Genomic DNA, 10,662 nt, shown 5'->3' with positions numbered 1-10,662 from the left:
CGGCCGCCCCCGCCGCACCCCGCGTGCCCGCCCCCGCCCCCGCGCCCCCGGCCGCCCCGCAGCCGGGCGGCGTCGTCACCCCCGGTGCCGGTGGCGGTGCCACCTCCTGGGCCCAGCAGGTGCACCAGCTCGCCCAGCGGCCCGACGCGGCGGGGGCCGAAGGGCCCGTCGTACCGTGGAAGCCGGTGGCCGCGGACCCGTTCGCGGCGGTGGTCCAGGACCGGGCCGCGGCGCGGCCCGCCGGGCTCGGCAAGCGGCTGGCGGCGCGCCTCATCGACACCGTCGTGCTCGCCGCGGTCACCGCCGGGGCCGCGCTGCCGCTCGGCACGCGGGCCGCCGACCACATCGACAGCAAGATCGACGCGGCGAAGATGTCGGGCGAGAAGGTCACCGTGTGGCTGCTCGACGGGACCACGGCCGGATACCTGGGCATCGTCCTCGGCGTCCTGCTGGTCTTCGGCGTCCTGTACGAGGCGCTGCCCACGGCCAGGTGGGGCCGCACGCTCGGCAAGAAGCTGTGCGGGGTCCAGGTGCGGGACATCGAGGAGCACGGGCCGCCGTCCTTCGGGGCCGCGCTGCGGCGCTGGCTCGTGTACGCCGTGCCCGGGGTCCTGCTGGTCGGCGTGGTCGGGGTGCTCTGGTGCCTGTTCGACCGGCCCTGGCGGCAGTGCTGGCACGACAAGGCGGCCAGGACCTTCGTCGCGTCCTGAAGCGGGGGGTGGGTCAGGGGCGCGACGGGGAAGAGTAACGCGGAGCGACGCCGACGCAGGAGCACCACCGCGCAAGGCCGGGTAACCCGGACAGCCGCCCGCCGCATGCGGGGACTACTACTTCGAGGTGCACTCACCCCATGAGCACCGAACCGCCGCCCTACCCCACCGGCCCGGACCCGGACGACAACGACCCGTTCAGGAAGCAGCCGCCGCCCCCGCCGGGGAGCGGCGCCGGATCGCCCTACGACGCCCCGCCCCCGGGCGGAGGAGCCGGTTCCGCCCCGCCCCCGGGCGGCGGCGCCCCGCCCCCGCCCTACGGCGGCGGGTCCTACGGCGGGGACCCCTACGGCGGACAGGACCCCCTCGCCGGGATGCCGCCGCTCGCGGACAGCGGCAAGCGCGTCCTCGCCCGCATCATCGACATGGTCCTCGTGGGCGTGGTCGTCTGGCTGCTGTCGTGGCTCTTCGGCACAAGTGAGTACGACGTCGACCCGGACGACGTCGAGTACGGCAAGTCGTTCGGCCAGTCCCTGCTCGCCGCGGTGCTGTACATCGCCTACGACAGTTACTTCATCTCCCGGTCCGGCCAGACGCTGGGGAAGAAGTGGCTCGGCCTGCGGGTGGCGAACCTCAACGACGGGGCCACCCCGACCCTCCAGGCGGCGCTCGCCCGGGCCGCGGTCCTGTGGCTGCCGTTCGCCTTCTGCTGCGCGTGCATCTGGACGGCCATCAGCGGCGGTTGGAGCTTCTTCGACAAGCCGTACAAACAGGGTCTGCACGACAAAGCGGCCAAGACCGTGGTGGTCAGCGTGCCCGGGTGACCTGTGGGGGCCGTGAGCGGTGTGAGGTGAGGCGCGCGGCGCACGTGAGTGGCCCGTGCGCGCTCCCGGGCACGGGCGCCCGTCGGCCGGCGGGTTCGCGGGACAGGACGCGGACCCGCCGGTCTCTGGTGTGTGTCCGGCGGCCTCAGGGGCCGGCGGGCTCCCGTACCGGGGTGGGGGAGGGGTCCCGTACCGGCACGGGCGCGACGACCTTGCGCTGTGCGGGGACGACGGGTTCGGTGTGGACGGGCGGGGCGGTGGTGGCGCTCGCCGGCGGTGCCGAGGCCGGTTTCGGCCACGGGACCGTCCAGGCCACGAGCAGCCCGAGCCCGAGCGCGGCCAGCGCTATGACCGCGATACCCGGTGGTGAGCTGGCCTGCGAGAGCAGGAGCATGGCGAGGGTGGAGCAGATGACGGTCGCGGAACCATACGAGAGCTGTGCGACGGTCGGACGAGGCATGGGGCGAGACATGGCGTGATCCGTCCTCGGGACAGCGGATGCGGGGGTGATCCAGGCTGTCGGGGGTGGTCCAGGCGCTATGGGGGTTGTGTGAAACCGGGCGGAACCTATACGAATCGAAGGGTGCCCTGCGGCGTCGGCTTGGAAGCCTTGCCCAGTGTCTGTGCACACCGTCGAATTGAGCCTGTTTTTGACTCTCTTCGCCTCCATGCCCGAGGCGGCCGCAAGGTAAGCGTGACCTAACCCACGGTGCCGGAGCACGAGGGGCGCATAGATTCATGCATTCCATCAACTGGACGGTCGCACGCGCCCGTTGACGATGCAATATGCCGCCCGGTCGTGCCGCGGTCCCATGGCGATCACGTCCGGATGCCGAACGGTCGCGTCTGCATAGAGCATTTGGCCTGTTCAAGTCAAGGTCTGTCTTTTCTCTTCACCCTCCGGTCGAATGTCGTCACTTAGGACGCGCTTACCGCGCGCGGACCTCCTTGACCGGCACCCCTCCGGTCCGCGGCGGGCGCGGGGGAGGAAACCATCAAGTGAGAGTCAAGAGACGGACGTTCCGTGCCGCGGCCGCCGCGGTGGCGGTGGCCGCGGCCACCGCGACGTTCTCGGCGTACGGCGTTGCGGTCGCCGACGACGGCGCGAAGGCGCCCTCGGCCAAGAACGGGCAGGCCGTTGACCGCCGCGATCCGGCGGACGCCAAGACGCACGTCGACCACGACCTGGACGGCCCCTTCAGCAAGCAGCAGGCCCAGCAGCGCAAGGCGGCCCTGGAACAGGTCGTCTCCGGCGAGGCCGAGGTCCAGAAGCGCGACGGGTCCAACGTCGTCAAGCTCGACGACAAGAAGTACGTCGAGCTCGGCCGGGAGAAGACCGACAAGATCTTCACGATCCTGGTGGAGTTCGGGGACAAGGTGGACGACACCACCCTGTACGACCCCGACGGGCCCGAGGGCCCCCAGCCGCCGGTCAAGAAGTACGGCGGCACGCCCGGCCCGCTGCACAACAAGATAGCCAAGCCGGACCGTGCGAAGGACAACAGCACGGCCTGGCAGGCCGATTACAACCGCAAGCACTTCCAGGACCTGTACTTCGGCGAGGGCAAGGACAGCAAGGGCAGGACCAAGCACTCGCTGAAGACGTACTACGAGAAGACCTCCTCCGGGCGCTACTCGGTCGACGGCACGGTCTCCGACTGGGTCAAGGTCGACTACAACGAGGCCCGTTACGGCTCGAACTACTGCGGCGACTCCAACTGCGCCAACGTCTGGGACGCGGTGCGCGACGGCGTCACCGCCTGGGTCAAGGACCAGAAGGCCAAGGGCCGCACGGACGCCCAGATCAAGGCGGACCTCGCGAAGTATGACAAGTGGGACCGCTACGACTTCGACAACGACGGCAACTTCAACGAGTCCGACGGCTACATCGACCACTTCCAGATCGTCCACGCCGGTGAGGACGAGTCCGCGGGCGGCGGCGCCGAGGGCCCCAACGCCCTGTGGGCGCACCGCTGGTACGCCTACGGCGACGACGCGGGCAGGACCGGCCCGGCGAAGAACAAGGCGGGTGGCACCCAGATCGGCAAATCCGGCATCTGGGTCGGCGACTACACGATGCAGCCGGAGAACGGCGGCCTCGGCGTCTTCGCCCACGAGTACGGCCATGACCTCGGCCTGCCGGACCTGTACGACACCAGCGGCGCGGGCGCGGCCGGGGAGAACTCGGTCGGCTTCTGGTCCCTGATGTCGGCCGGCTCCTGGCTCGGCACCGCCAAGAACGCCATCGGCGACCTGCCCGGCGACATGACCTCCTGGGACAAGTTCCAGCTCGGCTGGCTGAACTACGCCAAGGCGAAGGCCGCGACGAAGTCCACGCACAAGCTGGGCGTGTCCGAGTACAACACCCGCAACAAGCAGGCGCTGCTCGTCACCCTGCCGAAGAAGTCGGTCACCACGACCGTCGTGAAGCCCACCGAGGGCGCCAAGCAGTGGTGGAGCGGCCAGGACGACGACCTCAGGAACACCCTGACCCGGTCCGTCGACCTGACCGGCAAGTCCAAGGCGGAGCTGTCCCTCGACGGCTGGTGGGACATCGAGCGCAACTACGACTACCTCTACGCCGAGGTCTCCACGGACGGCGGCGCCTCCTTCACGCCCGTCGACGGCACCGCCGACGGCAAGCCGATCACCCGTGACGGCGGCGACAAGCCCGCCCTGACCGGTTCCTCGGCGAAGTACCAGAAGCTCGTCTACCCGCTCGACGCCTACGCGGGCAAGAAGATCGACGTCCGCTTCCGCTACGCCACGGACGGCGGCACCTCGCTCAAGGGCTTCACCGCCGACCGCATCACGCTGACCGCGGACGGCGCCAAGCTGTTCACCGACGGCGCCGAGAGCGGCGACAACGGCTGGAAGGTGAAGGGCTTCTCGCGCATCGGCGAGTCCTTCACGAAGAAGTACGAGCAGTACTACATCGCCGAGAACCGGCAGTACGTGTCGTACGACAAGACCCTCAAGGCGGGCCCGTACAACTTCGGCTTCTCCACGACCCGCCCCGACTGGGTGGAGCACTACCCCTACCAGACCGGTCTGCTGATCTGGCAGTGGGACACCTCCCAGAAGGACAACAACGTCAGCAAGCACCACGGCCAGGGCCTGATCCTGCCGGTGGACGCGCACGCCAAGCCGCTGAAGTGGAAGGACGGCACGCTGCTGCGGAACAAGATCCAGCCGTACGACGCGCCGTTCTCGAAGTACCGCACGGACTCGTTCACGCTCCACAACGCGGACGTCCCGCTCAAGCTGAAGTCGCGCGCCGGGGTCCCGGTCTTCGACGACCACAAGGGCACCTACTGGTACCCGGAGAACCCCACGGGCAGCGTGAAGGTCACTGACACCAACACCAAGATCAAGATCGTCAAGCAGCCGAAGGACGGCTCCTCGATCACGGTCCAGGTGGGCCCCTCCGTGAAGTAGTACCGCGTTTCCCCAGGTCAGAGGGGTAAGTCTGATCGGACGGCCGTCGCCCCCTAGCGGGCGGCGGCCGTTCGTGTTTGAGTGCGTCTTGTGGATTCCTTATTGACACGACGTCTCACGGGGGAGTGACACGGCATGGCCGCAGGAGGCTTCTGCAAGCTGCCGACCGGCAGCGTGGTGGTGGCGCTGACCCTGCCCCGGCCCGGCCCGGGAGCGGGCGGCACCCGGGTGCGGGTGCTGGTGCACGCCGTGAACCGGGCGCGGGCGCTGACGCGGCTCAGGAACCTCGGGTTGCGGGCGGTGTACCTGCGGGGCAACGCGGAGCCGCCGACGCCGGACGAGGTCACGGCGGTCCTCCACCACCCCGACGGCCTCATATGGCGCACGGCCCCCGCCCGGGACGGGGAGGAGCTGTGGCACCCGATCAGGGCGTTGCTGGCGGGGGCGCCTGGGCGGGGTGAATCGGCCTTCGGCCTCGTCCTCAATCGCCGGACGGGCTGAGATGGCCGCGTTTCAGCCCGTCCGGCGTTTGAGGACGAGCGCGGAGCGCGATAAGGCGGGGTCCAGGGGCGGCAGCCCATGGTTTCGGGAAAGGGGCGGGACTGGGGCGCCCCGCGCGGGCCCGCTACAGGACCGGCTTGCCCGTCAGCTCGACCCCGGCCGCCCGCATCTCCGCCAGGGCCCGCTCCACCGTCGCCCCCGCGACACCCGCCGTGAGGTCCAGCAGGACGTGCGTACGGAACCCCTCGCGCACCGCGTCGAGCGCGGTGGCCCGCACGCAGTGGTCCGTGGCGATGCCCACGACGTCCACCTCCCGCACCTGCCGCTCGCGCAGCCACGCCGCCAGCGGCGTCCCGTTCTCGTCGGTCCCCTCGAAGCCGGAGTACGCGGCCGAGTGCTCGCCCTTGGAGAAGACGGCGTCCACGGCCCCGGAGGCGACCGCGGGCGCGAAGTTCGGGTGGAAGCCCACGCCCTCGGTCCCGGCGACGCAGTGCGGCGGCCAGGAGTCCACGTAGTCGGGCGCGGCGGAGAAGTGGCCGCCCGGGTCGACGTGGTGGTCGCGGGTGGCCACGACGTGGCGGTAGCAGGCGGGGGCCTGGCCGATCAGGTCGGTGATCGCGGCGGCCACGTCCGCGCCGCCCGCCACCGCGAGGCTGCCCCCCTCGCAGAAGTCGTTCTGCACGTCTACGACAATCAGGGCGCGGCGCATGGCGGGTGTCCTTCGTCTAGCGGGATGAACCGAGCGTAGAGACTTCACGACCGATGCGGGAGGGGGCGTGGGCCCCGCGGCCCAAGCCGCGCTCCCCGCCCGGCCCCGGGTGTAAGGCTCACACGTACTCGGTGGGGATGACCGCGTCGCCCCGCGAGAGCTGGGTCGCCGAGAGCGGAAGCCGGGCCCGCGCGGCCGCGTGCCGGTCCCGGACGGTGTCCAGGGACTCGCGGGCGAGCACCTTCCCGCCCTTGATGAGCCGCACCTGGAGCAGCCGGTCGGCGAGGTCGGCCGGGACCGGGCCGGTGCCGACGACCTCGGCCTCGGCGATCCCCTCGGCGTCGACGCGGCGCGCCGCCCACTTGCGGCCCCCGGCGGACGACTTGGCGCCGAGCGACTTCTTCGCCACGGGCTCCAGCGGCGCGCCCGGGTCGGCCGAGCGGGCGCGGGCCACCAGCTTGTAGACCATGGCGGAGGTGGGGTGGCCCGAGCCGGTGACGAGCTGGGTGCCCACGCCGTAGGCGTCCACGGGCGCCGCCGCGAGCGAGGCGATCGCGTACTCGTCCAGGTCCGAGGTGACCACGATCTTGGTGGCGGTGGCGCCGAGCTCGTCGAGCTGCTGCCGCACCCGGTGGGCGACGAGCAGCAGGTCGCCGGAGTCGATGCGGACGGCGCCGAGCTCGGGCCCGGCGATCTCCACGGCGAGCCGGACCGCCTCGCCGACGTCGTAGGTGTCGACGAGCAGCGTGGTGCCCCGGCCGAGGGAGTCCACCTGCGCGCGGAAGGCGTCGCGCTCGCTGTCGTGCACCAGGGTGAAGGCGTGCGCGGAGGTGCCGACGGTCGGGATGCCGTAGCGGAAGCCCGCGGCGAGGTCCGAGGTGGTCGTGAAGCCGCCGACGTACGCCGCGCGGGACGCGGCCACGGCCGCCAGCTCGTGGGTGCGCCGGGCGCCCATCTCGATGAGCGGCCGGTCGCCGGCCGCCGACGCCATCCGGGAGGCCGCCGCCGCGATGGCCGAGTCGTGGTTGAGGATCGACAGGACCACCGTCTCGAGCAGCACGCACTCCGCGAAGCTGCCCTCCACGCGCAGGACCGGGGAGCCGGGGAAGTACGTCTCGCCCTCCGGGTAGCCCCACACGTCCCCGCTGAAACGGTACGCCGCCAGCCACTCCAGGGTCGGTTCGTCCACCACGCCGCGCTCGCGCAGGAAGGCCAGGACGCCCTCGTCGAAGCGGAAGTTCTCGACGGCGTCCAGGACCCGCCCGGTCCCGGCGACCACGCCGTAGCGGCGGCCCTCGGGCAGTCGGCGCGTGAAGACCTCGAACACCGAGCGGCGGTGCGCCGTGCCCGACTTCAGCGCGCCCTGCAGCATCGTCAACTCGTAGTGGTCCGTGAAGAGCGCGGTCGACGGCACGTCGACCGGCAGCCCCAGCTCGTGCTCCCCAGAGTTCATGGCAGGGATGCTACCCCGCATCTCGTCACTCTGACGATTTCGGGGGTCCGTTTGTGCGGTCGGGCCCCGCGGGTGGCAGCATGGGACAAGTGAGTAGCGCGGCTCCTGCAGAGATCACCCGCCCGGACGCGGACGAAGAGACCTTCGCGGTCCCCGAGCCGGACGTTCCGTGGATCACGCTCGTGCACAACGACCCGGTCAACCTCATGAGCTATGTGACGTACGTCTTCCAGACGTACTTCGGGTACTCCAAGGAAAAGGCCACCAAGCTCATGCTCGACGTCCACCACAAGGGCCGGGCCGTCGTCTCCACGGGCAGCCGCGAGGAGATGGAACGCGACGTGCAGGCGATGCACGGGTACGGACTGTGGGCCACCCTCCAGCAGGACCGGAAGTAGCGACGCGACCGATGCCAGGACACTTCGAACCGATCCCCGGGGGCGGCGCGGCCGTCGCGCTCGACGAGGTCGAGATCTCCATCATCCGCTCCCTGGCCGTCCAGCTCCTGGAGCTGATCGGCCCGGGCGAGGAGCCCGCGGGCGCCGACGGCGACCCGTTCGCCGAGCTCTTCACGCAGGGGCCGAGCGAGCCGCCCGCCGACCCGGTGCTCAAGCGGCTGCTCCCGGACGCGTACGGCGGGCCCGGCACCGAGGAGGCCTCCGCGGAGCAGGCCGCCGAACTGCGGTCGTACTCCGCGGAGTTCCGCCGCTTCACCGAGAACGACCTGCGGGCGCGCAAGCGCGACGACGCGCTCGCGGTGATCCGCTGCCTCGACGCGCTGACCGTCGCGGGCGAGGGCGGCGCCGTGCTCAAGCTGTCGGCCGACGACTCGCGGTGCTGGCTCGGCGCGCTCAACGACCTGCGGCTCGCGATCGGCACCCGCCTCGACGTGACCGACGAGGAGGACACCGACATCCTCTACCGGCTGCCGGACTCCGACCCGCGCAAGCCGATGGTGATGGCGTACCTGTGGCTGGGCGGACTCCAGGAGACGCTCGTCGAGACGCTGATGCCGTGAGCCGTGAGCCGTGAGCCGTGAGCCGTGAGCCGTGACGCGGTGGTGACTGCGGGGCTCCTCGCGGCCGCGGTCGGCGTACGGATTCGGGCAGGGGGACGTGACGGTTTCCCGACGCCCGCGTGACCTCCCGTTGAAGATCGTGGGCGTTCGCTCAACGAACGCTCAAATCCGGATAACGATCCGGTCACCGTACTGTCCGACTATGCCAACCGGTGTACCTTTTGCCTGCTTCTTCCTGTGGTGTGCGCCACACCTGGCTCATTCGATCACTGTGACGGTCGTGATAAATGTTCACGACCACTCGGTGACGCCACCCATGTCGCCGGGAACACGCCAGGGGCCGGCAGACCGCCGGCGGCACTCCATCACCATCCGGGGGATCACGACCTGGTCCGCGGCGACACCGCAGTTCGCGGCGCGGATCAGCATGGAGAAAGGCGTCACCATGACCTCAGTGCAGGTCGAAGAACACCACGACGAGCACGGCGGCAATGGTGCCGCGGCGGGCTCCGGCGCGTCCGGCGACAGCGAGGGCTACCAGCGCGGCCTGGGTGCGCGGCAGATCCAGATGATCGCCATCGGCGGTGCCATCGGCACCGGCCTCTTCCTCGGCGCGGGCAAGGCCATCCACAAGGCCGGCCCCAGTCTCATCCTCGCGTACGCCATCGCCGGCCTCGTGATCTTCTTCATCATGCGGGCCCTGGGCGAGCTGCTGATGTACCGCCCCGTCTCCGGCTCGTTCTCGGAGTACGCCCGCGAGTTCGTCGGCCCCTTCTTCGGGTTCGTGACCGGCTGGACGTACTGGCTCTTCTGGGTCGTCACCGGCATCACCGAGGTCACCGCGGCCGCCCAGTACATGCAGTACTGGACGCACGGCTCCATTCCGCAGTGGGGCTACGCGCTGATCTTCACCGTCATCCTGTACGGCGCCAACCTGATCTCCGTGAAGCTCTTCGGCGAGCTGGAGTTCTGGTTCTCCATGGTCAAGGTCACCGCCATCATCGGCATGATCCTGATCTGCGCCGGCATCCTCACCATCGGCTTCTCCGACGCCGGTGACACCGCGTCCGTGTCGCACCTGTGGGACAACGGCGGCTTCTTCCCCAACGGCATCGGCAACACGCTGATGACCCTCCAGATCGTGATGTTCGCCTTCCTCGCCGTGGAGCTGGTCGGCGTCACCGCCGGTGAGTCCAAGGACCCGGAGAAGACGCTGCCCAAGGCGATCAACACCGTCCCGTGGCGCATCGCCGTCTTCTACGTCGGCGCCCTGATCATGATCCTGTCGGTCGTGCCGTGGACGCACTTCCAGCCGGGCGTCTCCCCGTTCGTCGCGGCCTTCGAGAAGATGGGCCTCGGCATCGGCGCCGCGATCGTGAACTTCGTGGTCCTGACCGCCGCGCTCTCCTCCTGCAACTCGGGCATGTACTCCACCGGCCGCATGCTGCGCGACCTCGCGCTCAACGGCCAGGGCCCGGCGTTCTTCACCAAGCTCACCAAGAACGGCCTGCCGCTGGTCGGCACCACCTTCTCCGCCGCGCTGATGCTCGTCGGCGTGTGGATCAACTACCAGTGGCCGGGCGAGGCGTTCAACTACGTCGTCTCCTTCGCCACGATCTCCGGCATGTGGGCCTGGATCATGATCCTGGTCTCCCAGATCAACTACCGCCGCAAGGCCGACCGCGGCATCCTGCCGCAGTCCACCTTCCGCGCGCCGGGCGCCCCGTACACGAGCTGGTTCGCGCTCGCCTTCATCGCCATGGTCATCGTGATGATGGGCGTCGACAAGGACGCCCGGATCTCGCTGTACTGCGCCCCGATCTGGGCCGCCATCCTCTGTGTGGCCTACCTCGTCCTCAAGAGCCGCAACCCGGAGGGCGCCGCCTTCCGCAAGCGCGAGCACACCGCCGTGGCCGCCGACGCCGCGCCGGGCAAGGACTGACACCTCCCCAGGGGCCCGCGGGTCCCGGAGGTCCGGCATGCGGGCCGTCGCGTATCGCTCTGTGATA

11 protein-coding genes are annotated in these 10,662 nt (G+C 70.3%); 7 read left to right on the top strand and 4 right to left on the bottom strand.

What is annotated here, in order from left to right; genetic code table 11:
- Together QK440_RS32525 and QK440_RS32520 are read left to right on the top strand one after the other, a co-directional pair.
- On the top strand, positions 1-710 hold a 710-nt coding region (locus QK440_RS32525; RefSeq protein WP_282796835.1), incomplete at its 5' end, for an RDD family protein.
- A 140-nt stretch (positions 711-850) separates the two neighbouring features.
- The gene (locus QK440_RS32520; RefSeq protein ID WP_282796834.1) at positions 851-1,534 is read left to right on the top strand and encodes an RDD family protein; all 684 of its coding nucleotides are present in this window, start codon (positions 851-853) and stop codon (positions 1,532-1,534) included.
- 145 nt (positions 1,535-1,679) lie between these two features.
- Here QK440_RS32520 and QK440_RS32515 read toward each other — a convergent pair whose 3' ends face one another.
- The gene (locus QK440_RS32515) at positions 1,680-1,994 is read right to left on the bottom strand and encodes a hypothetical protein (RefSeq protein WP_282796833.1); all 315 of its coding nucleotides are present in this window, start codon (positions 1,992-1,994) and stop codon (positions 1,680-1,682) included.
- 539 nt (positions 1,995-2,533) lie between these two features.
- On the opposite strand from QK440_RS32515, the gene QK440_RS32510 reads away from it, so the two are divergent.
- Together QK440_RS32510 and QK440_RS32505 are read left to right on the top strand one after the other, a co-directional pair.
- Complete coding sequence (locus tag QK440_RS32510; RefSeq protein ID WP_282796832.1) at positions 2,534-4,972, top strand: immune inhibitor A domain-containing protein; 2,439 nt, start codon at positions 2,534-2,536, stop codon at positions 4,970-4,972.
- Between the two features lie 135 nt (positions 4,973-5,107).
- Positions 5,108-5,473 (top strand): hypothetical protein, encoded by a 366-nt coding sequence (locus QK440_RS32505; RefSeq protein WP_282796831.1) that lies wholly within the window; start codon positions 5,108-5,110, stop codon positions 5,471-5,473.
- A 124-nt stretch (positions 5,474-5,597) separates the two neighbouring features.
- Here the strand turns inward: QK440_RS32505 and QK440_RS32500 are convergent, their stop codons facing one another.
- Both QK440_RS32500 and QK440_RS32495 read right to left on the bottom strand, forming a co-directional pair.
- Positions 5,598-6,182 carry an isochorismatase family protein gene (locus QK440_RS32500; protein ID WP_282796830.1) on the bottom strand — a complete coding sequence of 195 codons (585 nt, stop codon included), beginning with the start codon at positions 6,180-6,182 and terminating at the stop codon, positions 5,598-5,600.
- Positions 6,183-6,300: 118 nt separating this feature from the next.
- A complete protein-coding gene (locus tag QK440_RS32495; protein WP_282796829.1) occupies positions 6,301-7,635 on the bottom strand; it encodes a nicotinate phosphoribosyltransferase in 1,335 nt (444 codons plus the stop codon).
- Between the two features lie 80 nt (positions 7,636-7,715).
- Here QK440_RS32495 and clpS point away from each other — a divergent pair, with 80 nt between their 5' ends.
- The gene (clpS, locus tag QK440_RS32490; RefSeq protein WP_190138613.1) at positions 7,716-8,033 is read left to right on the top strand and encodes an ATP-dependent Clp protease adapter ClpS; all 318 of its coding nucleotides are present in this window, start codon (positions 7,716-7,718) and stop codon (positions 8,031-8,033) included.
- An 11-nt stretch (positions 8,034-8,044) separates the two neighbouring features.
- Positions 8,045-8,653 (top strand): DUF2017 domain-containing protein, encoded by a 609-nt coding sequence (locus QK440_RS32485; protein ID WP_282796828.1) that lies wholly within the window; start codon positions 8,045-8,047, stop codon positions 8,651-8,653.
- 291 nt (positions 8,654-8,944) lie between these two features.
- Here QK440_RS32485 and QK440_RS32480 read toward each other — a convergent pair whose 3' ends face one another.
- Positions 8,945-9,100, bottom strand: coding sequence for a hypothetical protein (locus tag QK440_RS32480; RefSeq protein WP_190138611.1), 156 nt, complete (start codon positions 9,098-9,100; stop codon positions 8,945-8,947).
- Here QK440_RS32480 and QK440_RS32475 point away from each other — a divergent pair.
- Positions 9,099-10,595 (top strand): amino acid permease, encoded by a 1,497-nt coding sequence (locus QK440_RS32475; protein ID WP_282796827.1) that lies wholly within the window; start codon positions 9,099-9,101, stop codon positions 10,593-10,595. The two genes, QK440_RS32480 and QK440_RS32475, sit on opposite strands and share 2 nt — an antisense overlap.
- Positions 10,596-10,662 lie beyond the last annotated feature (67 nt).

The sequence above is a fragment of the Streptomyces sp. CC224B genome, assembly GCF_030010595.1.
GTDB lineage: Bacteria > Actinomycetota > Actinomycetes > Streptomycetales > Streptomycetaceae > Streptomyces > Streptomyces longispororuber.
Note: the sequence above shows the minus strand (reverse complement) of the source record. Positions and strands in the feature narration are given on the sequence as shown.

Coding starts and splice junctions, on each gene's coding strand:
- QK440_RS32520 (WP_282796834.1), top strand. CDS start 851: ATGAGCACCGAACCGCCGCCCTACCCCACCGGCCCGGACCCGGACGAC.
- QK440_RS32515 (WP_282796833.1), bottom strand. CDS start 1,994: ATGCCTCGTCCGACCGTCGCACAGCTCTCGTATGGTTCCGCGACCGTC.
- QK440_RS32505 (WP_282796831.1), top strand. CDS start 5,108: ATGGCCGCAGGAGGCTTCTGCAAGCTGCCGACCGGCAGCGTGGTGGTG.
- QK440_RS32500 (WP_282796830.1), bottom strand. CDS start 6,182: ATGCGCCGCGCCCTGATTGTCGTAGACGTGCAGAACGACTTCTGCGAG.
- QK440_RS32495 (WP_282796829.1), bottom strand. CDS start 7,635: ATGAACTCTGGGGAGCACGAGCTGGGGCTGCCGGTCGACGTGCCGTCG.
- clpS (WP_190138613.1), top strand. CDS start 7,716: ATGGGACAAGTGAGTAGCGCGGCTCCTGCAGAGATCACCCGCCCGGAC.
- QK440_RS32485 (WP_282796828.1), top strand. CDS start 8,045: ATGCCAGGACACTTCGAACCGATCCCCGGGGGCGGCGCGGCCGTCGCG.
- QK440_RS32475 (WP_282796827.1), top strand. CDS start 9,099: ATGACCTCAGTGCAGGTCGAAGAACACCACGACGAGCACGGCGGCAAT.
- QK440_RS32480 (WP_190138611.1), bottom strand. CDS start 9,100: ATGGTGACGCCTTTCTCCATGCTGATCCGCGCCGCGAACTGCGGTGTC.